2 protein-coding genes (1 of these 2 cut by a window edge) are annotated in these 25,980 nt (G+C 70.5%); both read right to left on the bottom strand.

The window, feature by feature from the left end; genetic code table 11:
* On the bottom strand, positions 1-4,312 hold the 5' end (the start) of the coding sequence (locus AB0M45_RS30050; protein ID WP_364336131.1) for an SDR family NAD(P)-dependent oxidoreductase. Its footprint begins 8,522 nt before the window's first position; the window shows 4,312 of its 12,834 coding nt (coding positions 1-4,312); its start codon is at positions 4,310-4,312; its stop codon lies off the left edge, out of view.
* On the bottom strand, positions 4,309-25,980 hold the full coding sequence (locus AB0M45_RS30045; RefSeq protein ID WP_364336129.1) for an SDR family NAD(P)-dependent oxidoreductase: 21,672 nt from the start codon (positions 25,978-25,980) through the stop codon (positions 4,309-4,311). Before AB0M45_RS30045 ends, AB0M45_RS30050 begins: the two co-directional genes overlap by 4 nt.

Raw genomic sequence — 25,980 nt, 5'->3', positions numbered from 1 at the left:
CATGGGCATTGGCGCCGCCCGCACCGAACGCGCTGACACCGGCATGCCGCGGTACGGTGCCGCCGTCGACCGTGCGCCGCGGCCAGTCCTGCAGTTCGCGCGGTAGATGGAACGGCACAGAGTTGAACGCGATGGCCGGGTTGACCTGTGCCGCATGCAGTGTCGGCGCGATCATCCCGTGCCGCATCTGCAGTAGCACTCGGGTCAGCCCCGCGACCCCGGCGGCCGCTTCTAGGTGGCCGATGTTCGATTTGGTCGAGCCGAGCGCGCGGGAGCGACCGGTTCCATCGGATCGGCCGAATGCGGCGGCCAGACCGGCGATTTCGATCGGATCGCCGAGCGGTGTCCCGGTGCCGTGCGCCTCCAGGTAGTCGATCACCGCCGGATCGACACCCGCCGCACGCAGCGCCTCGGTGATCACCTCGGCCTGCGCGCCGGGGTGCGGCACGCTGTATCCGGACGTCTGGCCGCCGTGATTGACGGCGCTGCCCAGGATCAGTCCGTGGATGGTGTCGCCGTCCGCGCGAGCGGCGGACAGCGGCTTCAAATACAGCGCGCCGACGCCTTCACCCGGGACGTAGCCGTCGGCGCTCGCGGCGAACGGCCTGCAGCGGCCGCTGCCGGACATCATGCCAAGGCTGCTCAGCAGGAGGAACTTGTCCTCGTGCAGCAGCAGATTCACGCCGCCGACGATCGCGGCGTCGCATTCGCCATCCAGCATGCTGCGCCGCGCCAGGTGCAGGGCGGTCAGCGATGCCGAGCAGGCGGTGTCCACGGTGAGACTCGGTCCGCGCAGGCCGAGGGTGTAGGAGGTGCGGTTGGCGATCGATGACGGAATCGAGGCCACCGCGACCGGATCGCCGTCACGGGTGGCCGCCACCCCCAGCAGTCGGTAGTCGCTCCAGGTGGCGCCGACGAATACACCGACGCGCCGATTCCGTACGGTGGGATCGGTGTGGTGGTAGCCCGCATGCTCCAGTGCGGCATACGCCTGTTGCAGAAACAACCGCTCCTGCGGATCCAGCAGTGGCGCCTGCACGGGGGGAATGCGGAAGAACTGGGGATCGAAACCGCCTACGTCGTGCAGGAAGGCGCCGGTCATCGGCGGCGCGCCAGGGGCGTCTCGTGCGGCGGTGAGCCACCAGCGTTCCGCGGGGACAGGGCCGACCGCGTCGTGGCCGTCGCGCAGATTGCGCCAGAACTCGTCGATGTCGTCGGCGTCCGGGTAGCGTCCGCTGACACCGACGATCGCGATCGGCTCCTCGACGCCGACCGGCCTGGCCGGGGCAGGTTGCTCGCCGGCGGTTACCGACTCGCCGGCGGTTACCGACTCGGCGGTGCTTGCCCGCGAGGCGGCCGGACGCAACCGGGCACGCAGGACTTCTGGGTCGCCCCAGACCGCGGCGAGTTGGGCACGGTCCAGCGCGGCGCACGACAGCAGCAGGTCGAGCCCGGTCGTGGTAGGTAGCAGTCCGATCCCGGCCCGCCGCAGCCCGGCGATCTGTTCGGCGGGCGGATGCATGCCGCCCTCGGCCCACAGCGGCCAGTTGACGCTGACCGTCCTGGTACCGGCATGGTCACGCTGTTCGGCGAAGACGTCGAGATAGCGGTTGGCCGCCGCGTAGTCCGCCTGCCCCGGATTCCCGAGAACTGCGGAGACCGAGGAGAACAACACCGTCAGCCGGGCCTCCGGCAGCACGCGGGTCAGATGCCGCACGCCGTGCACCTTCGGCGCGAGGACCGCATCCGCTTCGTCGCGGCCGGTGCCGGACACCAGCCCGTCGCGCAGCTGTCCTGCGCCGTGGTAGAGCACGTCGACCGGACCGAATGTGGCGTGGGCGATCGCGGCGACACGCTCGGCGTCCTCGCCGATCGACACGTCGGCTCGCACATGCACCGCTTCGGCGCCGAGGTCGTTGAGTTCGGCGAGCAGACCAGCGCCTGCCGCGTCGAGCGGGCGACGCGACACGAGCACCAGACGCGCGCCGTAGTCGGTAGCGAGACGGCGCGCCAGATGCCGGGCGATGCCGCCGAACCCGCCGGTCACCACGACGACCGATCCCGTCCGCAGCACCGCATCGCCGGCAGTGCCCGCGGAGTCCGTCCGCAGGCTGGGCAGCCGGATCTCGCGTCGTCCGCCGCGATAGCGGATCTCGGTGGCCGGGTCGCGTTCCTCCACACCCAGTTCGGCGGCCACGATGTCATCGATCGCCGCCGTCGGCTCGCACTGCACGGCGCGCAGGATCGGCTGGGGCTGCTCCAGACGCAGCGTGCGCGCGAAACCAGCCAGAAGCGCGCAGCTCAGCTCACCCGCGGGTGTCGCGTGCGTGACAGCGAGCACCAGCCGCACCGGCGGTTCGGACACCCCGGCTGTCGCACGCACGAGATCGCGCACAGGCAAGTACACCCGCTCGATCAATTCCCGCGGGTCACCGTCGCCGATCGACTCGGGCCACAGATAGACCGCGGTGTCGAAGCGCAGCCCCCGGGCCGTCAGCTGCTCGACCAGCAGTCCCATATGCCGTGGGTCTGCCGGATCGACAACGAAATCGCTTGCACCGGAAATGAACTCGCTACCTGGTCGCACCCGGACCACGGCGGCTGCCCCGGCGTGGCGGTAGGGGTGGTCGGGCGTGTCGAAGACGAGCAGGCTGGTCGGTTCGCGGCGAGAATGCGCGGTGGTGTCGGGTTCCCAGTCGAACCCGAAGGTGACCAGCTCGTCCCCGGGCGCGGTCGTGTACTCCGGCGCTGCGGCGGATGCCGCAGGGCCGCCTGTTCCCGACGATGTGAATGGCCTGTGTGGTTCCGCAACCGGCGTGATTGCTCGGGACGCCGAACGGAATTCGGCTGGTCCGGTTATCGGGGCGGCTGCCTGTGGTACGGGACCGGTGCCGGTTGGTCCTGTGGCCGGGACGGCCGCCTGCGGCGCGAAACCGAGCTCGGTCGACACTGTCGTCGGAACGGCCGCTTGCGGAGCCGAACCGAGTCCCATTGATGCCGTGAATGATTCAGCTGCGCCCGTACCTGGACCGGATGGGAGCGCTGGCGTTGCCGGGACTGCCGTGGCCGCGGAGGACCGATACTTCGCGCCGACCGTGTCGGCGAGGTGACCGGCGAGCGCGTCGATGGTCTGGTACTCGAACAGCAGTGTCGGATACAGCGGCTCGCCGACCCGCCCTTCCAGTTCGGCGGTCAGGCGCAGCAGGCGCCCGGAATCCAAGCCGAGTTCATAGAAACCCACGTCGGTGGCGACACCGGAAGCATCGACACCCAGTTCAGCCGCGACCAGAGCAGCCAGGTCGGCGGTGATCAATGCGCGTGGGTCGTCCACCGACGCGGCCAGTGCCCCCGGACCATACTGCGCGGCGGGTGCCGAGCTGGTAGCCGCCGGATCGTGTTGCGCGGCCATTGGGCTGGCAGGAGCGGAACCGGGTGATACCGGCTGTTGTGGCACCGTCACCTCCGTCGGTGTCAGCAGCCGGTGGATGTCCGCGCTGCCGCGCACACGCTTGGAGGTCAGCCGATAGCGCACCACCGGCGACCCATCGGGGGCGTAGAGGGCCACGTTGGCTTCGAGCAGGTCTCCGCCGTGCCCGCCGCCGCGAACCGACGCGCGCACGAAGACCGCCTCCGGCGTTGCACGCCAGGCGTGCACGTCGCCGAAGTAGATCGGGATGAACGCGCTGTCGTTGTCGGCACCCAACCGTTGCGGATCGACGAACGGCACGATCGTCGAGGCATCCAGGAACGTGGGATGCAGCAGAAAGCCGGGCAGGTGCGCCGCCGCCTCGGGGCCCAGCCCCATCGCCGCGGTGACAACGTCGCCGGTGCGCGTGAAATGCCCGGTCGCGCGCATGAAATCGCGATGCTCGATGCCACGGCTGCCGCTCTGCGCGTACAACTCGGCCATGGCGCGCGCCCGCGCCGACTCCACCGCGGTATCCGACGCCAGCGACTCCACCGGCGAATCCGACCGCACGAGAACACATTCCGCGACCGGATCGACCGGCCCGTACGGCGCGCCCGCTCGGTCGAGTCGCTGCACGTCGATGGCGATCCGCCCGGTCGGGCGATCCACCCGGAACGCGATGCGCACCGCGCCGTCGTCGGCGAGGGCAACCGGACGCTGGAACAGCGCCTCCCGGATGGTCAGGTCGGCGGGTCGATAACCGGCCGCCATCGCCGCGCGCAGGATCATGTCGAGATACACCACGCCGGGCAGGATCCGCACACCGTGCACGCGATGGTCGCGCACCACCGGGTCGTCGGCGTGCAGGGTGGTGGCGAAGCTGTCCAGGTCGATTCCCCTCATCGCAGCGGCTCCACGCGCAGGAACGACGGCGCCGGGGCACTCGGCGTCATCGGGACCACGAACCGTGGCGTGGGCTCCGTGGGTGTGCTCGGAACCGTTTTCGGCAGCATGAAGCTCCTCTTGCGGAAGACAGGTGGATCCAGGGGACGACGTGCCGGCCGATGCCCATCGGGCGCCTGCTCGACGACGAGGTGGGCATTGGTGCCGCCGAACCCGAACGAGCTGACGCCCGCCGCGCGGGGCCTGCCGTCGGCGGGCAGCCACGGGCGCAGTTCCCGGTTGACCTGCAGCGGCGAACCGGCGAACTGGAAGCGCGGATTGAGGTTGTCGCAGTGCAGCGACGGCGGCAGCGCCGCATGGTGCACGGCCAGGATCGTCTTGACGGCCCCGGCGATGCCCGCGGCGGAAAGCAGGTGGCCGATATTGGTTTTCACGCTGCCGACCGCGCAGGGCTCCAGGCGGCCCGACCGGTCGCCCAGCACGGTGGCCAGTCCCTTCAATTCAATGGGGTCGCCGATCATGGTTCCGGTGCCGTGTGCCTCCAGGTAGGACAGCGCGTCCGGCGACATCCCCGCCACCTCGAGCGCCGCAGTGACCACCTCGATCTGCGCCCGCATGTTGGGTGTCGTGATACCCATGGTGTGGCCGTCGTTGCCGATGGCCGAGCCGCGCAGCACCGCGTAGATCCGATCACCGTCGGCGAGCGCGTCGTCGAGCCGCTTGAGCAGCAGCAGCGCCGCACCCTCGCCCGGCACGAAACCGTCTGCGTCCTCGGAGAACGTCGCGCACCTGCCGTTCGGCGAGAGCACACCCGCCGCCGAGAGCGTCACGAACGGCATCTCGTCGAGCAGCACCTCCACGCCACCCGCCAGCGCTGCGTCCACCTCACCGGCGCGCAGCGCCTGGCAGGCCAGATGCACCGACAGCAGCGACGACGAGCACGCGCTGTCGAGCACGACATTGCCCGCGTGCCAGTCGAAGTAGTCGGAGATCCGGGCCGCGATGAAGTTCTGGCCGATGCCGATGATGGTGTGCCGGTCGGCGACTGGAATCCGGTTGAAGTAGTTGGCCGCGCGGCTGCCCGCGTAGACGCCGACGCGTTTGCCCGCCAACTCGTCGCGGCGGTATCCGGCGTCGGAGGTGGCCAGCACCGACGTCTCGAGCAGCAGCCGCTGCAAAGGATCCATCTGCCACGCTTGTTCGTCGCTGACCCCGAAGTACTCGTGGTCGAACAGATCCACACCGTCGACGAACCCGCCCCACTTGCTGTTGGTGAGCCCGGGCCCACCGGTCGGACGATAGAACCGCGCTGGATCCCAGCGCGCCGGATCCACCTCGCGAATACCGGATCCGCCCGCGGCGAGCATGCGCCAGAAGGAGTCCGGATCGTCGCCGCCCGGCAGACGGCAGCCGATGCCGACTACGGCGATGGGTTCGGCCGCCCTGCCCCGCCGGGCGTCGGCGGACCAGGTGGTCGTCGCGCCCCGCGGCGCGACCGGGTCGTTTCTTTGCGTGGTCGCGGCGCTCGGCTGCCGCGGCGAATCCGGTTGCGGCGCAGCGGCGAATCGTTCCGGGAACTGCTCGGTCAACAATCCCGCCAGCGCGTCCAAGGTCGGGAATTCCAAGACCAGCGCTGGGTCGAAGGGCCGACCCACGACCTGCTCGATCCGGCGCACCGCCGAGGCGATGAGCACCGAGTCCGCGCCGTACTCCTCGAACCGCTTGTCACCCTCGAACCGCGCCGGTTCGAGCTTCAATTCGTCGGAGAAGATCCGCAGCAGTTCCTGATACGCCTGCCCGGAGCCGTTCGCGGCGGGTTGGGCAGCAGGTGTCGGCGCCACGGGCTGGACCGCTACGGTGGATTGGCTCGCCCTGGTCGAAAGGCGGAGCGCCGCACCATGATACGGCAGCACCACCGGAGTTCGTGGCAGACCCAGCACGGCGTCGAGCAAGTCGAATCCTTCCGCGGCAGTCAGAGCTGGAAGGCCGGTGGCGCGGTAAGCCGCGCTCGTCACCTCACCGAACCCGGTGTCGCGGAACGACGGCCAGTTGACCGACCGGAACCAGGTCCGTCCCGCGGCATGCTGGGCCTCGGCGAACCGGTCCAGGTGCGCGTTCGCCATCGCGTAGTCCGACAGGCCCACCGCGAGACCGGGCAGCACCGCCGACACCGACGAGAACAACACGAAGAAGTCCGGACGGTCGGCGGCGAGCACGTCGGCGAGAGCCGCGGTGCCCGCCAGCTTGGGCGCGAGCACCGTCGCGACGGCGGGGCCGGTTTTCCGGACGAACGCCGGACTTTCGGTCGATACGCTTCCCGCGCAGTGCAGCACGCCGCCGATCGGACCCAGCTCGCGCCGCACCCGGTCGAAGAATCCGGTCAAGGCCGCCTCGTCGGCGAGACCGCCGAAGTAGGTCCGCACCGCGACGCCGCGATCACGGAGCGCGACCAGCCGCCGCGCCTTGTCCGCATCCGGGCCGGATCCAGCGGCTACCCGGTCCCATTCCGTCTCGGGTGGAAGCGGTTCCCGTCCGAGGATGGCCAGGCGGCGCGCGCCGCGCTGGACCAGCGCCGCCGCGAACTCCGCACCCAAACCGCGCGTGCCGCCGGTCACCACGTAGGTGCGCGCGGGATCGACGACGAGACCGTCGCGCGGGGTCGCGTCCGCGAATTCGACCGCCTCGCGCACCCTGCCGCGGTACCGCACTCGCGGTGCGCCGTCATCGGCCGCGCATTCCGCGCCGAGGATCTCCAGTATCCGAGCCGGGTCCGCGCACGCCGCCTCGCGCTCGGCGACGAGATGGACGCCGCGCGTGCGCACGCCGCGGATCTCCTCGGCCAGCGCGGCGGCCAGGCCACCCAGCGGCGCCGATTCCGGACCGTCGGCGCCGGGGTGCCCCGCGGCCAGGTGAATGAGCGCGAGGGAACCTGTCCGTGTCTCGATAACGCCCTGGTAGAGGCCCATCCGTCCGAGGTCGCCGGTCGCTCGGCCGCCCGGGGCCGGGGCAAGGTCGCACAGATCGATCACCGAATCGGTGTCGGGATAGCGTGCCATCAACTCCCGGCCGAGCCGTGCGCCCGCGTCGAAGTCGTCGCGGTCCAAACCACCCGGTGCCTGCGCGACCCGGACCAGGCGTCCCGGATCACCGGCCGCGGCAGTCAGTGCCTCGACCAGTGGGTGCGGGGTCCTCGCGTCGTAGATCACGAGGGTGCGCCGAGAACGCAGATCACCGGCGGCCGGCGGGAGTTCCCGCCAAACCGGAACCAGGAGCCGCCGGTCCGTCCGCGCAAGCTGCCGCGCCGGTCCGGGGCCCGCGCCGGGCACAGGCTGCACTGCTGCGGGAGCAGGCTGCGCCGTGGGCGTGGGCTGCGGTACCGGAGCGGACTGCGCGGTCTGGTTAGGTTGCGCGTTCGACGTGGGCTGGTACACCGATGCGGACTGCGCAAGCTGCTGCACTCGTGTGGACTCCGCGGCAGGTGCATACGCATGTACTGGCGTGGGCTGCGCCTGCACCGGCGTAGTCGGCGCGGCGTGCGTGAGCTGTGCCGGAGTGGATTCCGGCGCGGGCGCTACATCCGGAATCCAGTACCGCTCACGGGCGAACGGGTAGGTCGGCGCGGAAATGCGTCGGCGAGGCCCGGGATCGCGCACGCTGGACCAGTCGATGTCGCCGCCGCCGAGCCAGCGCGCGATCCGCGAGTCTTCGGCCGCGTCCCGGCAATCCCGCGCGCCAGGCGCGTTATCGACCCAGGCGCGAACGGCGCCGCGCAACTGGTCGATGTCACGGGCGACGAACGCGGCGCGAGCGCGGCCCGGCTGCCTGCCGACCTGCATGGTGTAGGCCAGATCGGCGAGGTTCGGCTGTTGCCCGGCAAGGAAACGATCCAGTGCGGCAACGTAATCCACGAGCCGATCGGAGTCTCGCGCCGACACCGGAACTACCTGACCGCCACTGAACCGGGTCTCCGCTCGCCGATCCACGTACTCTTCGATCACCACGTTGGCGTTGGCGCCGCCCGCGCCGAACGAGCTGACCGTGGCCCGCCGCGGCCGGGACGGATCACCGGACGGCCACGGCCGCGGGCTGGTCGGGATCCGGAACGGTGTGGCCGCGAAGTCGATATTCGGATTGGGCGGCGTGGCGTGCAGCGACGGCGCGATGGTCTCGTGGCGCAGCTGCAACAGCACCTTGGTCAACGCCGCGACACCGGCCGCGGCCTCGAGATGGCCGACATTGGACTTCACCGAACCGATCGGCAGCTCGGCCACCCCGGCATCGCCGAATACCTTGGCCAGGCCCGCGATTTCGATGGGATCACCCAGGGCGGTGCCGGTGCCGTGCGCCTCGATGTAGGACACCGAGGCCGGGTCGACGCCGCCGGCGCGCAGCGCGGAGCGGATCACCGCCGCCTGCACGGCCGGGTTCGGCACCGTGAATCCGTTGACCCGGCCGCCGTGGTTCACCGCGGTGCCTTTGATGACGCCGTAGATGGTGTCGCCATCGGCTTCGGCGTCGGCCAGCGGCCGTAGCACCATCGCCCCGACACCCTCACCGGCCACGTATCCGTCCCCACCCGCGCCGAAGGAACGGCAGCGGCCGTCGGTGGAGGCGAACTGGCCCTGACTCAGGGCGACGAACTTGTACGGATGCAGCGACAGGTTGACCCCGCCGACCACGGCCAGCCGGCATTCGCCGGTGCGCAAGCTCTGGCAGGCCAGATGCAAGGCGGTCAGCGAGGACGAGCACGCTGTGTCCACCGCCATACTCGGCCCCTGGAAATCGAGCGCGTGCGACACCCGGTTCGGGATGCTCCAGAACGTCGACCCGGGCAGCGTGCCGCGCCCGAGCCGGGACTCCTCGGCGCCGAACATCTGATAGGTGCCCCACATGACGCCGACGAACACACCGGCTTCCTCGGGCCGCAGACCGCCGCGGGCCAGGTCGGCTCGGGTGTGCCCGGCGTCTTCCAATGCCGCCCACGCGGTTTGCAGGAACAGTCGTTCCTGCGGGTCAAGTACTTCCGCCTCGCGCGGCGAGATGGCGAAGAACAGCGGATCGAAACAGTCGACGTCGTCGAGGAACCCGCCCCACTTGGTGTAGGAGGTGAACGGGTTGTGCCGATCCGGGACGAAGTACCGGGAATGATCCCAGCGCTCCACGGGGATTTCGGTGATGCAGTCGCGCCCTTCTACCAGCACTCGCCAGTACTCGTCGAGTCCGTCCGCACCGGGGTAGCGGCCGCTGACACCCACGATCGCGATATCCCCTACCGCTTCGGCGCGGTAACCGGAGCTCGAATCAGCCATCGCACCCGGCGCCACGTGGGCCGTCGGCGAGTCGGCCGCTGCGCGTTCGGCGACCACAGGGCGCTGCTGGTTCGGTTGCTCCGGCGTTCGCTGCTGGCTTGCGTCGTCAACTAGTCCGCGGTGACCGGGCCCGCCAGTCGTCGTGGGATCGTCTCCGCGATGGCCGGGCCCGCCGTTCGTCGCGGGCTCGTTCCCGCGATGGTTCGGCGCGCCGTTCGTCGCAGGCTCGTGCACAGGTGTGATCGACCGGTTGGATGTCGCAGTCGTCCCATCACCGAGTGCGTGGGCGGCGTTCGCGGAAGCTCCGGTGCCGTATACCGCGGGAGCGGGCGTTCGCGCTACCGTGCGCAGAGGCGAATCACCATGCACCTCCTTCGACGCCGGAGCGGACGCCCGTGTCGTCCCCAACTGCACCAGCAGATCGAGGACCGCCTGCGGTGTCGGGTACTCGAAGGCCAGCGTCGCGGGCAGCCGATGCCCGCTCGAGCGCGACAGTTCGTCGCGGATCTCGAGGGCCGCGACCGAGTCCAACCCGAGTTCGTGCAGTGGGCGATCGAGATCGGCCTCCGGACCCAGTCCGAGGCAGCGCCGCACCAGCGCCTCCATCTCGGCGGCGAGTCCGGTGAAATCTGCTGCGGCCGAAGGATCTTCGATAGCGGACGCCGGAGCCGGCGCGACCGTATCCAACAGCACGTCCGGCGCGTCGGCACCAGCCGCGGGCGGCAAGAGCGGAAGGGTGGTGACCGCGCCCGCCACTGCTGAATCGAAGACATGAGACAGCGTTTCGAGGGCCTGATCGGGGTGTAATAGGCCATAGCCGCGCCGGGCCAGCCGCTCCACCTCGCCGCTGGTCAGCCGTTCCATCATCCCGGTGCCCGCCCACGGACCCCACGCGATCGACAGCGCGGGCGTTCCCACCACGTGCCGCAGCTCGGCCAGGCCGTCGAGGAAGGCGTTGGCGGCGCCGTAACTCGACTGACCGGGCAAGCCGACCACGCCCGCGGCCGAGGAGAACAGCAGGAAGAACCGCAAAGAGCGGGACTCGGTCAACTCGTGCAGGTGCCAAGCGCCGAACGTCTTCGGCGCGAGCACCCGCCCGACGCGCGCCGCCGTCTGCTCGGCGATCACCCCGTCATCGAGCAGACCGGCCAGATGCGCCACCCCGGCCAGCGGCGGCAGGTCACGGTCGATCCAATCCAGCGTGGCGGCCACGGCGTCGCGATCGGAGACGTCGAGCGATCGCACGCTGATCCGGGCTCCGCGCCCGCGCAGTTCGGCGATGACCGACTCCGTCTGCTCGTCGGGTGCCGAACGTCCCCCGAGCACCAGCTCGCGCCAGCCTCGGTCGACCAACCAGCGGGCCACCAGTAGCCCCACACCGCCCAGACCGCCGGTGATCAGCACTGTCCCACCGCCGTTCAGCATCGACGCGACCCCGCCGTGCAACGCGTCCAGCGCAACGAGTCGCGGCTCACGCCAGCGTCCCCCGCGCAGTGCGAGCTGCCGTGGCCCCGAGGGCACGACAAGGGCGTCGACCACCACGTCCGCCGCGGCCTGCCAGTCCAGATCAATGATCCGGCAGCCCATTTCGCGTTGCTCGAGCTGCGCGCTGCGAGCGAAACCCCACAGCGCGGACTGCTCCGGCGCCACCCGATCGGGCGGATCGACCCGCTGACCGTCACGCGTGAGCAGCCACACCGCGGGCTCCCCCGCGAGCGCGGCGGCTTGCACGAGGTGCAGCGCGCCCACCACCAGACTTTCCGCATGTGCAGGCGCGGGTGCGTCAGCAGTCGGCAACGCGACCGCGGAGACGATCCCGCGCAACGGTGTGCGGCCGTCGCTCACAGCGCCGAGCAGCGCACGCACCGCAGCGGGCACACCGAGATCGACCTCGAACTCGTCCTCGGAGCGGAACGCGAAACCGCGCCCGGGCCGGGCCAGCACGCAGTCAGCGCCGCGCGCCCGCAGCGTCTCGGCGAGGCGATCGGCGAACTCACCCGTCCCGAGGACCAACCAGCGTCCGGTCGCCGCGCCGGGCAGCGCCGATTCGGCGTCCCGCCAGGCGATTCGATAGGTGTCCGAGGCGGGCCGATCATGCGCGGTGTGACCGGACGGCCGCCGCGCCGGGTCCGGCGTGGGTGTCCGCATCACTCGCAATCCCTCCGCGACCAGCACCGGACAGCCCTCCTCATCGAGCAGTCGAACATCGGCGACACACAGCTGTGGCGTCTGCTCGACGACGCGCACATGGCCGAATCGAACGGTGCCCGCACCGGCCGGGACGAGCACCCGGTCCACGGCGAACGGCACCCAGGTGTGGTCCCAGGCCCGCGGCGACATCGCCGCGTATGTGGCTTGGAACGCCGCGTCCAGCAGGACGGGGTGCACCATGCCGGGACCGGCGTCGGTGTCGGGATCCGACAGCGTCACCAGCGCTTCCCGCTCACCCACGCGAACATCCACGACACGGCGGAACGCCGGGCCGTAGGGCAGGCCCGCGGCGGCCAGAAGTGCGTAGAAGTCCGCTCCGGCAAGGTGATCCGGACAGCGTCGGAGAATGTCCGCCCGGCTCGCACCGGCCGGGAGCCGGTGCTGTCCGGCGAGCACGCGGGCGCGTGCGTGGACGCGCGGTCCCTCGGCGGTCTCGGCCGTCACCAGTACGGCGAAACCGTCGGTGCTCGGTTCGAACCGCACCCGCACCGGTTGAGGTCCGGTCAGCGTCAGGCCGCTGGTGATCACGAGGTCGTCGATCGCGACGACTTCTCCAGTGCGCAGCTCGCGCGCGGTGGCGGCGATGGTGGAAACGAACCAGGCGCCCGGCACGACGACATCCCGATCGACGACATGATCGGCCAGGTAGCGCGGGGCATGCGGCCCGAGCGTCAGATCGAAATCGACCACTGAGCCCGGCAGGTCGGTCCGGACGGGAACGCCCGGGCGTGTGGGAGCGCTGGCCGCCGGACGCGCCACGGCATCGGACCGGGACTCGACCCAATACCGCTGCCGCTGGAAGGGATACGTCGGCGCAGGCACCCTCCGGCGGCCGTGCGGCCGGTGGACTTGGTCCCAGTTCACCGGCACGCCACCGACATACAGGTGCGCGAGCGCCGTCATCATCGTCTCGCGGTCACCGTGCCCGCGGCGCAGCGACGCGACGAACCGCGCCGAGTCGCCCAGCACACGACCACCGAGCGTGGACAAGGTCGGTTGCGGACCGATTTCGAGGAACGTGTCGATCCCCAGTCCGGCCATGGCTTGCATGCCCTGGGCGAAGCGCACCGGTCGGCGCGCGTGGCGCGCCCAGTAGTCCGGGGTCAACTCCCCCGCCCGCAGCGGCGCACCGGTGAGGTTCGAGACCAGCGGGATCGCCGGATCGGTCAAGGCCGCGCGCGCCGCCGCCGCGGTGAGATCGTCGAGGATGGGGTCCATCGCCGGGGAATGGAACGCATGCGAGACCGTGAGCGGTGTGGCACGGATTCCATGGGAAGACAGGTCATCCAGAAGAAGGTCGAGCGCCGAACCCGGTCCCGCGACGACCACCTGGGCCGGTCCGTTGTATCCGGCGATCGTTACCGCGGACTCATACCGCGCCACCAACGGCGCGATCTGGTCGGCAGAGGCGTCGACGGCCAGCATCCCGCCACCGTCCGGAAGGCGCTGCATCAGCCTGCCACGCACGGCGATCAGCCGCAGCGCGTCCTCCATCGTCATGGCGCCAGCCGCGCAGGCGGCGACGTACTCCCCGACGCTGTGCCCGAGCACCGCGGCCGGGGTGATCCCCCATGCTCGCCACAGCTCCCACAGCGCCCACTCGACCGCGAACAGCGCTGGCTGGGTGAACACCGTCCGCCGCAGCAGACCAGGATCGTGGTCGCCGTACAAGGCGTCCAGCAGGCCGATGCCATCCTCGATCGGTCCCAGCACCGCGTCGCACTGTCGCAGCGCGTCACGGAAGATCGGTTCGGAATCGAATAATTCCCGCGCCATACCCGGGTACTGCGACCCCTGTCCGGTGAACAGCAACGCCACCTTCGCGGTCGCGGCCCGCTCCACCCGCCCGCGGATACCCTTCGCGTCGCGCAGAACCTGCGCCGCGTCCGCGCCGATGTCGGCGACCACTGCCAGCCGCTCTTCGAAATGCGTGCGTCCGGTGGCGGCCGTGTAGGCGAGATCGCCGAAATCAGCTTCTCCCGACGCACTTTCGTCCGACCACTGCCGTGCCGCGGCGGTCAGCGCGGCTTCGTTGCGGGCCGAGAGCACGAGCACCTGCGCGTTCGGCGTACCGGGTCGCCGCACGGGCGCCGGATCACCCTGCCCCAGGATGACGTGCGCGTTCGTGCCGCTCATACCGAATGAGCTGACACCTATCGTCGGCTCGTTTCCGCTCCGCGGCCACTCCCGTGGCTCGCGCACCACCTCGAGCGGCACGTCCGCCCAATCGATAAGCGGGTTCGGTGTGTGGAAGTGCAGGCTCGGCGGGATCCGGCCGTGCTGCAACATGAGCACGGCCTTGATGACGCCCGCGACACCCGCGGCCCCTTCGGTGTGCCCGATATTGGTCTTGACCGACCCGATCAACAGCGGCTGCGTGCGGCCCACGCCGTACACCTCGGCCAACGCAGTGGCCTCGATCGGGTCGCCGAGTGGCGTGCCCGTGCCATGCGTCTCGACGTAGTCCACCGCGTCCGGCTGGACGCCCGCCCGGGCCAGCGCGTCGGCGATAACGCGTTGCTGGGCCGGACCGTTGGGCGCGGTCAGACCATTGGATCGTCCGTCGTGATTCACCGCGACCCCGCGGACCACCGCGAGCACCCGGTCACCATTGCGGCGGGCCTCCGACAGCCGGGTCAGCACCAGCACGCCACAACCGTCGGCGCGGACGTACCCGTTGGCGTCGGCGTCGAACGCCCGCGACCGGCCATCGGGCGACAAGGATGCGAGGCGGCAGAAACCGATGGTGGTCTCCGGCGCCAATTGCAGATTGACGCCGCCCACCAGCGCCAGATCACAACGACCCGCGCGCAATCCGTCCCAGGCCGACTGCAGCGCCACCAGCGAGGAGGAACACGCCGTATCCAGCGTCACCGCCGGACCCTGCAGCCCGAGCGCGTAGGCCAGCCGCCCGGCCGCGACGCTCGGTGCCGAACCGATCACCGAGTACGCGCCGATCGCCGCCGGATTCGGGGCTTGGGTGGGTGTTCCCGGATACTCGCTGAAGCACAGGCCGACGAACACGCCGGTGCGGCTGCCCGCCAGGCCGCCCGGTGCGCGGCCGGAGCGCTCCAGCGCCTCCCAGCTGGTCTCCAGCAGCAGGCGTTGCTGCGGATCCATGGCACGCGCCTCGGCCGCGCCGATGCCGAAGAACGCCGGATCGAACTCGTCGGCGCCGTCGATGAACCCGCCCCAGCGGGTGTACATCGTGCCGAGCACAGCAGGGTCCGGATCGTAATAGGCGTCGATGTTCCAGCGCTGCGGTGGCACCTCGGTGATCGCGTCGCGGCCTTGCCACAGCAGATCCCAGAATCCCTCCGGTGTACGGACGCCGCCGGGGAACCGGCAGCTCATGCCGACGATCACGATCGGGTCGTCGGTCCCGAGCCGGTCGCCATCGTCGGACGCGCCCTCGGTGCGCACCGCGTGGCCGGTCGCCTCTGATACGGAATCACGTTGCCGCGCCGAGTTGTTCGCGTCGGCCGAAGCTCGTCGTTCCAGCGTGGCCGACACCGGTCGTTCCGCCATGGCCCACACCGATCGTTCCGGTGTGGCCGACGCTCGTCGTTCCGGAGCGGCGGTGACCGGTGGTTCCGGCGTGGCCCGCAGTGTGGGTTTCGCGTCAGTTGACGTCGGAGGTGCCGTAGCTGAGATCGGCGCTTCCGTCGCGGCGGACATTCGTCGTTGCGGCGCGGCGGAGATCAGCGCTTCCGGCATGGCCGCCACTGTCGGCTCCGGCGTGGCCGAAACCGGGCGTTCTGGCGTGGCCGACACCGGCCGTTCCAGCGCGCCCGACTCGACCACACGACCATCGCCCGGTCCAGTCGACTCGGTGACCCCGGTCGGCGCCGGTGCACCCTTGCGCTGCAAGAACCGAGCGATGTCGCGCACGGTCGGATAGTCGAAAACGAGTCCGGCGGGCAACGGCATCCCGATTTCGGCGGCCAGCGCGGCACGCAGCTCCATCCCGGTGAGCGAGTCGACGCCCGTATCGTGCAGCGGCAGATCGGGATCGAGCTCGCTCGCGCGATCGAGTACTCGCATCGCGACACGCTGCACGATCGTCTCCCACGGGGCGGAATCGTTCGGCGCTTTCGATCGCGGCATCGTCGTCGGCGTCGTCGAAACCTTCCGGGGAATGGCTGTCGCTGTAGCGGTCGCCGGGACCGCCGTCCTGGCCGTTTCGAGCCTGCTCGAGCTCGCATACCACCGCTGTGGCACGAAATCGAAGACGCCGGGTGTGGCGTTGTCCAGCCGAACGAGGTGATCCAGCGCTGTGTCCGCGTCGCTCGCATGCAGCGGCGGCAGCCCGCGCCGGGTGAGCCGGGCGGTGATGTCCGATCGGTCGGCGGCCATGCCCACGTCGGCGAACGGCCCCCACGCGATGCTCAACGCGGGCAGTCCCTCGGCACGCCGCCGCCAAGCCAACGCGTCCAACGCCGCGTTGGCCGCCGCGTAGTTCGCTTGACCGGGCGTGCCGAGCACGCCCGCCACGGACGAATAGGTGACGAACAGGTCGAGCGGCTGGTCGCGAGTGAGCTCGTCGAGGTGGCGCGCCGCGTGATATTTGGGCCCGAGCACGGTCTCGAATCTCGCCCATGACTGTTCGGTCACCACGCCGTCGTCGAGCACGCCCGCGCAGTGGACCACACCGCGCAGCGGCGGGAACCCGGCCTCCTCGATGCTCCGCAGCAGCGCCGCGACAGCCGCACGGTCGCTCACATCCGCCTGGCGCGCCGCCACGCGAACACCGCTCGCGCGCAACGATTCCAGCAGCTGCGCACCGTCCGCGTCCGGCGCGCGTCGGCCGACCAGCACCAGATGCCCTGCCCCGCGGGCCGCCAGCCAGCGGGCGGCCGCCGCGCCGAGACCACCGAACCCGCCCGTCACCAGGTAGGTGCCGTCGGTGAGCCGGTCACCGTGCCCAGCAGCCGCCGGCGTGGCATCCCTGCCGAGCAGCACGACGCGACCAGGGTGATCGCGCTGGGACATGGCACGAAATGCCTTGGCGGCGTCGTCGATGCCGTGCACTGCGTGCGGCAGCGCATGCAAGGCGCCCTGCTCGAACAGCGCCATCACGGTCCGCAGGATCACGCCGAGACGCTGCGGGTCGACGGCGGCCGGATCGAATTCGCGGTGATCGATATCGTGACGCCCGCCCACACGGGTTTGCACCGGATCGATGACATCCACGAATCGCCCACCCGGACCGAGGATTTCGGCACCTCGCGTAACGAATTCCCCGGCGAGAGCATGCACGACGACATCCAGCCCCCGCCCCGCGGTCGCCACCCGCACGCGCTCGGCCAGCTCATGGTCACGCCACACATCGATCTGGGCGACCGGCAGACCCGCGTTGCCGGCCCAGCGCCGCAGCGCCGCCGTCGTGAACACCTGCGCGCCCGCGTGCGTGGCCAGCGCAACCGCGGCCATACCGATCCCGTCGGCGGGCGCGTGCACGAGAACCCGCTCACCCGCGCGCAGCTCACCGACGTCGAACAGCGCGTGCCAGGCGGTGGTGAAAGCGAACGGCACTGTCGCGCCTTCGGCGAAGGACAGCTGCTCCGGCAGCGCGGCGACCAGACGATGATCCACCGTCACGTGGCGGGCGAAACTCTCTCCTGCCAGCGCGACAACGCGGTCGCCGACCGCGAAATCCACCACATCCGCACCGACGGCCAGGACGCGTCCCGCGCATTCCGCACCCAACGCCGCGGCGGCGTCCGGATGTAAGCCGGCAGCGACCCAGATGTCGTGCGCGTTGACACCGGAGGCGGCGACGGCGATCTCGACCTCGCCGGTTCCGGGTGCGCGTCGAGCGACGGAATCCAATCGCAGCTTGTCGAACTCGCCGGAACGGTGTGCGACCAAACGGTAGTCGTCGGCGGGCGCGGGGCCGGCCGCGAGGCGCGCGACCAGCCAACGGCCGTCGCGGATCGCGAACTCGCCGGCCTCGCGTCCGCCGAGTATTCCGTCGGCGATCAGCGTGCCGTCCGCGAATGCCTCCGGCAGGTCGAGCAACCGGCAGCCGAACTCGGGGTGTTCGGTCGCCAGCGTGCGCCCGAACCCCCACAGCAGAGCCTGATCGGGGTCAGGCCGGTCGGCGGCGGCGACGCGCTGCGCGTTCACGGTGAGCAGCCATAGTGCCGCGGGCGCACGCCCGGACACGTCCAGCGCACGGACCAGCCGCAGGGCGGCGTCGATGCGCGTCTGCGAGGCGGCGCCGGTCCAGGCGAAAACGATGCCGTGCGCCGAACTCGCCTCGGCCATGCCCGAACCGATCGCAGATGCCGGGTCGTCGATGTCCTCGGGGCGGACGACCACGGTCTGCGCTGCGCGCGCGGCCAGTCCGGCGGCGACGGTGTCGCCGACCGCTCCGTCACTGAAGATCAGCCAGCGAGCCGCGCTCTTGCCTCGGACCGGCGCGTCGTTCTCCGCGGGCACCCAGTCGACGTGATGCAGCAGCCGCGCAAGCCTGGACGACTCCACTTCGGCTGCGTCGACTTTCGCCGTCTGAGCGGCGAGCAGGCACACCCCGGTCAGGCGCGCGAGCAGTTGCCCGGACGCGCTTCGGAGTGTGGTGTCACCGACGATGACCCGCCCGCCGCGTTCGGTCACCCGCACTCGGCACTTGACGGTCGTATCCCCGACAGTCGGCCTGCCGAACAATTGAGCACGATTTATAGCCGATGGTAAGAACAGCGCGTCCGCCGACGCGCCGGTCTGCACGACGGTGTGCAGGCAGGCGTCGAGCAGGATCGGATCGAGTGTCGCCGCGTCGTGCTCGGGCAACCGGAACACGGCCTCGGCCTCGGTGTCGCTGATGCGCCGGAACTCGGTGGCGCAGCGGTAGCCGGCGTCCAAGTGCAGCCCCAGCCGCGCCAGCTTCTCGTAGTAGGCGGGCCATACCCGCGCATCCGCTTCGGCCGGTGCCGCGCCCTCCGCTGTTTCATCGGACGAATCCGGTTTCACGACAGTGAGTTTCGCGTGCGCGATCGAAGTTTCGTCGGCGCGGACGATTCGCACGTCGTATCCGTCCGAGCCGGGATCGAGCATGACCCGCACCGTCGCTTCGGCGGTGACTTCCAACGGCGTCAGCAGCCGCAGCTTCGTGACACCCCATGCTCCGGGCAGCTGGGCGGCAATGTCGCTCAACTGGGTGCACAGCCATGCCGCGGGCACGGTCGGCACGCCGCGTAGCCGGTGCCCCGCGAACATCTCCGGAGCGACCCGCAGGGCGCGCGACGGCGGCGTGGCATCCGGCCGCGACGCGAGTTCGAGCCAGTGCCTCTTGCGTTGGAACGGGTAGGTCGGCAAGTCCACATGGCGCCGCGGACGATCGGAATAGACCTTTCCCCAGTCGATCTCGGCTCCACCCACATACCGGCGGGCGAGGTCGCCCGCATCGCTCGACTCGGCCAGATCGGCGACCGATGCGCTCGCGGCGATCCCGGAGGCGACATTGTCGAGCGCCGCGCGCAGTTGTGCCGCCGTATCGAATGTGATCGCCACCCGCTCGCCGAAATGCGTCCGGCCCAGCGCGGCCGAGGCGCACACATCCGCCGGCCCCGTCTCGGGTTGCGCGGCCAGGAAATCCCGGTATCGGGCAGCCAGCTCGCGCAGCGCGTCGGCGCTCTTGGCCGAGAGAACCAGCAGGTGCGGTCCGGCATCGTCGACCGGACCCGCTTCCGGCGCGGGCGGCGCCTCCTCGATCACCACGTGTGCGTTGGTTCCGCTGATCCCGAACGCGCTCACACCCGCCCGGCGTGGCCGCCGCGAACGCCGCCATGGCCGCTCCTCGGCAACCACGCGGACGGCGACGGAATCCCAGTCGATATGCGGATTACCCGACCGGAAGTGCAGCGAGGCGGGGATGCGCTCGTGCCGCATCGACTCGATCACTTTGATGATGTTGGCGATACCGGCCGCGGCCTGGGTGTGCCCGAGATTGGACTTCACCGAACCGATCCACAGCGGTGCGGCCTCGGTGCGGCCGTCGCCCAGCACGGAGGCGAGCGCGTTCACCTCGATCGGGTCGCCGAGAGCGGTGCCGGTGCCGTGGGTCTCGACGTAGTCGATCTCCGCGGCCTCGACCGCGGCGTCCGCGAGCGCCGCTCGGATGACCCGCTCCTGCGCCGGACCATTCGGCGCGCTCAGCCCCTGGCTGCGACCGTCGGAGTTGACCGCCGACCCGCGCACCAGCCCGAGTACCCGATCGCCGTCCCGCCGGGCATCCGCCAGCCGCTTGAGCACGAGCACCCCCGCGCCGTCGCTCCAGACCACACCATCGGCCCGCGCGTCGAAGCTCTTGCATCGCCCGTCGGCGGCCAGTCCACGCGCCCGGGCGAAGTAGATGTCGAGCGACGGGGTGAGCACCACGGTGGCGCCGCCGGCCAGTGCGAGGTCGCATTCGCCGCTGCGCAGGCTACGCACCGCGGTATGCACCGTCACCAGCGACGACGAGCAGGCGGTATCGACGGTCAGACTCGGCCCGTTGGCGCCGAAGAAATACGAGAGCCGTCCGGAGGCGACACTGGCCAGATTTCCCGTCCCGAACCAGGCATTGGGCGCCACATCCGCCCGCGCCATCCGCTCGGCGTAGTCATTGGACATCAAACCGACGAAGACCCCGGTCCGGCTGCCCTCCAATCGGCTCGCCGGATATCCGGCGTGTTCCAATGCTTCCCAGGACGCTTCCAGCAGCAGCCGTTGCTGAGGATCCAGCATGCGCGCTTCGCCGACGGAGATGTCGAAGAATCCGGCGTCGAACTCCTCGACACCGTCGACGAAACCGCCCCAGCGCGTGTAGGTCTTGCCTTCGGCGTCCGGGTCGGGATCGAAAAAGGCGTTCACGTCCCAGCGGTGCGCGGGCACCTCCGTCACCGCGTCGGTCTCGGTGGTGAGCAGGTGCCACAGGTCCGCCGGTCCGCGAACACCACCGGGATAACGGCAGCCCATGCCGATGATCGCGATCGCGTCGGCGTAATCGTCGGCGGTGGTATCGGATTCAGAATCTGTGAGCTGCGACACGTTGGATGTAGTTGGTGTAACCGGCGGTTCAGTTGGGTATACGGAGGGCGTGAGCTGCTCGGAGGTGCGCGTCGGTCGCTGTTCGGCGTGCTCCCGTGCCGTGCGGCGCGGGGTGGCGCCGTCTCGTGCGGACCGCGCACCCAGCCGGGCGATTTCTGCGGACACCGCGGCCACGGTCGGATGATCGAACAGCAGGGTCGCCGGAAGCCGCACCCCCAGGTCGGTGGAGAGCGCATTGCGCAGCTCGACGGCCATCATCGAATCCAGTCCGAGCTCACGCAGCGGCGTGCGATCGGAAACAGCCGCGCTGCGGCCGAGCGCGGTCATGGCGTGGGCGCGGACCAGCTCGAGCAGATCCGCCGCATCGCGCGGGGTTTCCATGTCCTGGTCGTCGGCGTCGGCAATCGCCTCCTGCTGCGCCGAAGTGTCCGCGGCAGCGGGGAATACCGCGACAACCCCCTCGGCCGACAGCAGCGAGCGCAGTGCTCGAGCGCCATCCTCGGCGGCGAGTTCGGCGACGCCGTGGCGTGCCCAGGCCCGGCGGGCCGCGTCGCTCAGTCCCCCGGCCATGCCGGTGCCCGCCCACGGACCCCACGCGATACTGACAGCAGGCAGCCCCTCGGCGAGCCGCAGGCGCGCGAGGGCATCGAGGTATGCGTTCGCCGCGGCGTAATTGCCCTGTCCGGCCGTGCCCACCGTGGCGCTGACCGACGAGAACAACACGAACAGCTCGAGCGAGCGTTCCGCGGTCAGCTCATGCAAGTGCCAGGCCCCCGCGACTTTTCCAGCGAACACGCGGTCGACGTGCGCCGAGGTCTGCTCGATCAGCATCGCGTCGTCCAGAACGCCCGCGCAGTGCACCACCCCGGCCAGCCGGGGAAGCTCGCCACCGAAGCGAGCGAGCAACCCGGACAGCGCATTTCGGTCTGCGACGTCGGCCGTCGCGGTCTCGACGCGGGTACCGAGGGCCGCGATCCCGGCCATCTCCCTCTCGACCCGAGCGTCCGGGGCACTGCGACCGACCAGCACCACGGTGCCCGCACCGGACTCGGCCAGCGTCCGCGCGGCCGTCAACCCCAGCGCTCCGCGCCCGCCGGTGATCAGATACGCCGCATCGCGCTCGATCCGCAGCACTCCCCCGCCGTCGTCGAACGACTCCGTCCGCTTCACGTAGCGGTGGCGTCCGCGCAGCACGACCGCGGAATCCGATGCATCGGAACAGATTTCGTCGACCAGGCGGCGGTCCCCGCAGCGTGCGCCGACCGGCAGATCGATCAGTCGGCAGCGCAGCTCGGGCAGCTCGGTGCGCACCACCGCGCCCAGCCCCCACAGCGTGGCCGCGGCAGGCCGCACATGCTCGCCGGGCAGCGCGCCGGTGGCCCCCATCGTCACCAGGTACAGCGGGCCGGCGGAGGTCACCCGCGCCATCTCCTGGACCACGCCGAGGACGAACTCGGTCTCCGCGCGCGCGGTGTCCGCGCTGTCGTCGGCCTCGAGGTCGGCGAGATAGACCACCGCCCGGTCGCCGTCGGGCCAGGCGGCGGGATCAGTGGTGCGCTCCACGGCCACCGCGTCGGTGCCCGCGGCGCGCAACGCGGCGGCGAGCCGGTCCGCCTGCTGCCCGACGCCGATCACCAGGACCGCATCGGGGCCGTGGCCGCTCGCCGAGGTCGTGGCAGGCTCCCAGGTCGGACGGTGTATCAGGCCGGACAGGTCTCGATCCTGCGGCTGCCGGGCCGCGCCGGACACGGCGAACCACACGTCGTCGAACTCGCAAACCACCGCACCCGAGGTATCGAAAACGGTGACGCGGACCGTGCGGCCGGTGCGTTCGGCCAGCGCCCACGCCTTCGCCGTCGCCTCCTGGCCGGACAAACGCAATCTTCCGATGCCAACCGGCAACTGCGCCGCATGACTATGCCGGGCGGTCAGCGCAAGACCGGTCTGCACCGCGGCGTCCAGCAGGCACGCCAGTGCGGCGTCCGGTTCGCCGGCCAGTTCCGCTGGGCGGGTCAGTTCGGCGAGCACGCTGTTGTCGGTGACTTGCAGCCGGGTGATCCAGCGGAACCGCGGACCGAAACTCAACCCCGCGTCCGCGCAGCGGCGATAGAAATCCGCGACCTCCCACTCGGTGGACGGCGTGTGCAGTGCCGCGGCCAGTTCGTTGGAGTCACGCGGTCGATTCGACGTGGCGGCCTGCACCGATCCGGAAGCCGCTGTGCGCGCGCCGTTGTCGACCTGGAATCGAACATCGACGCGCCCATCCGCACCGGACACGACCGGGTCGGCCAATTCCTCCAGTGGCACCGGCCGAGCCGCGACGAAGTCGACGAGTTCACGGTTCGTGCCCCCGTTCGCACGCAACGCGCGCAGCGCGAGATAAGCGGCGGGCACCACGGCCTGGTCCCGGAACCGGTGCTCGGCGAGGTATCCGGTGTTCGAGGTCGCGCCCGCGATCGGCACAGTGATCCGCTCTCGTTCGAAGGGGTAGGTGGGCAGCCCGTTGCGCCGCCGCGCTTGTGGCGGAATAACCGATGTCCAGTCGATATCCGCGCCCGCGCAATACATCTCGCCGATCCCGGTGAGCAGCAACTCGTCGTCGGTGGACGTCCGGCGCATACTCGGCACCCACAGAGCGTCCGGGTCGGCCTGGCGACCGAACTCCAGCAGCACCGGATGCGGTCCCACCTCGACATACGCGTCCACGCCGAAGTCGGCCACCGACCGCACGCCGTCGGCGAACCGCACCGTGCCGCGGGCATGCGCACGCCAGTACGCGGCGTCCAACCCGGCCTCGATCCGCGTGCCGGTCACGTTCGACACCAGCGGAATCGCCGCCGCTCGCGGCGCGGGGACCAGCGCGGCGACCCGGGCTTGGAACTCGTCCAGCACCGGATCCAGCAGCGGCGAGTGGAATGCCGTGCTGCCGGGCAACATCACCGAGCGAATCGACCGCTGGGCAGCATCCGTCAGGATCCGGCGCACCGCCTCCGCCGTCCCGGAGACGACGAACTGTCCCGGGCCGTTGACCGCCGCGACGGCCACCTCCGCCGTCAATTCGTGCAGCAGCGCTTCGAACTCGCCGGGTTTGCCGAAGACCGCCGCCATCGCCCCCTGCTGCGCAACCGCCTGCATCAGCCGACCGCGCTCAGCCGCCAGACGCAGCCCGGCCTCCAGGTCGAGAACCCCCGCCACGGTCGCGGCCACCAGCTCACCGAGGCTGTGCCCGAGCACGATATCGGGGCGAACGCCACACGCCGCCCACAGTTCGGCACACGCCCATTCGATCGCGAACAGGGCAGGTTGCGCGTACTCGGTGCGGGTCAGCATCTCGTCGTTCGCGTCGAACAGCACCGACCGCAAACGCAATCCGCCAGGAAGCGGTCCCAGGATGTCGTCACAGCGGTCCAGCGCCGCGCGGAAAGCCGGATATCTGCGGTCGAGCGCCGCGCCCATCCCCGCGTACTGCGCTCCTTGCCCCGTGAAAAGCATCGCGACCAGCGGTTTCCCAGATTCCAGGTCGGTCGACCGACCAGAAGGGCCTGCGAGTTTTCGCGCCGCCTCCGCGGCCGTCCGCGCAACGATTGCGCGCCGGTGCACAAAATGCGAGCGCCCGAGCGTCGCGGTGGCGGCGATGTCGGCGAGCGGCAACTGTGTCCGGTCCAAATGCTGGACGTAGCGCCGCGAGAGCTCGTCGAGCGCGGACGCGGTCCGCGCCGAAAGAGCAAGCAGCGCAGGCTCTTGCGGGTCCACGGCTGGCGCCGGTTCGGGCGCCTGCTCCAGGAGCACGTGCGCATTGGTGCCAGCGAACCCGAACGAGCTCACTCCCGCCAGCCGTGGCCGGTCGGTGCGTGGCCATGCGACATCGTCGGTCGGCACCGCCAGCGCCGTGCCGTCGAGCGCGATCTTGGGGTTCATCGTGGCGAATTCGTGCTGCCGCGGAATGCGTTCGTGCTCCAGTTGCAGCACCGTCTTGATCAGCCCGGCGATGCCTGCCGCCGCTTCGAGGTGACCGATCCGGGATTTGACCGAACCCAGCAGGCAGACCGACCCGTCCGCGCGCGGCGCGCCCAGGACTTGGGACAACGCCTCGATCTCGATCGGATCGCCCAGTGGCGTACCGGTGCCGTGCGTCTCGACGTAGCCGACCTGATCGGCGGCGCATCCTGCGTCGGCCAGCGCGTCACGCAGCAACTCGCGTTGCGCGGTCGGGTTCGGCGCGGTCAATCCCATGGAACGACCGTCGTGGTTCACGCTCGAGCCTCGGATGAGCGCCCGGATCGGGTCGCCGTCGGCGAGCGCCCTGGAGAGCGGTTTCAGGACAACGACACCCGCGCCTTCGCCACGCACATACCCGTTCGCCCGCGCGTCGAAGGGACGACAGTGTCCGTCCGGTGAGAGCGCGCCCATCCGGGCCAGCGCCTCGGAAGTGAGCTCGGACTGCAGCAGATTCACCCCGCCCGCCAGCGCCACCTCGCACTCCCCCGCACGCAGACTGCGACACGCCTGGTGCACGGCCACCAGCGACGACGAACACGCCGTGTCGATCGCCACCGCCGGTCCACGCAACCCGAGCACGTAGGACACCCGCCCGGCCACGATGCTCGACATCGTTCCGGTGAGCGTATGCGCGTCCACCGAGCTCACCCAGTCCGGCGTGATCGTGCGCTGGTACTCCTGCCAGCTGACGCCGAGGAACACGCCGGTGCGTGCCGCGGCCGGCCCGTCCGGCACCAGCGCGGCGTCTTCCATTGCCTCCCAGGCGACTTCGAGCACCAGACGCTGTTGCGGATCCATCGATGCCGCTTCCCGCGGCGCGACGCCGAGGAACTCCGTGTCCATGGCATCGATCGGCCCGGTGAGCAGACCAGCCCGCCGTCGCGCCCGCCGAGGCGCCGAATCCGCTACCGGCCAACGGTTTTCCGGCGCATCGACGATCGCGCCGCGGCCCGAGAAGAGCAGTTCCCAGTACTGCTGCGGGCTTTCGGCGCCGCCCGGGAAGCGGCAGCCCATACCGATGACCGCGATCGGTTCGTGCTGCGGCCGTGTCTCCAACTCCTGAATCCGGCGAAGTGCCCGTGTCAGCAAGACCCGAAGGTCGTACCCATCATCCGCCAT

It is taken from the genome of Nocardia sp. NPDC051787 (genome assembly GCF_040681325.1).
Lineage (GTDB): Bacteria > Actinomycetota > Actinomycetes > Mycobacteriales > Mycobacteriaceae > Nocardia.
This window is presented reverse-complemented; position numbering and strand designations above follow the sequence as displayed.

Bases quoted from the DNA above. Each gene is read 5' to 3' on its own strand.
- AB0M45_RS30045 (WP_364336129.1), bottom strand. From the start codon at position 25,980: ATGGCGGATGATGGGTACGACCTTCGGGTCTTGCTGACACGGGCACTT.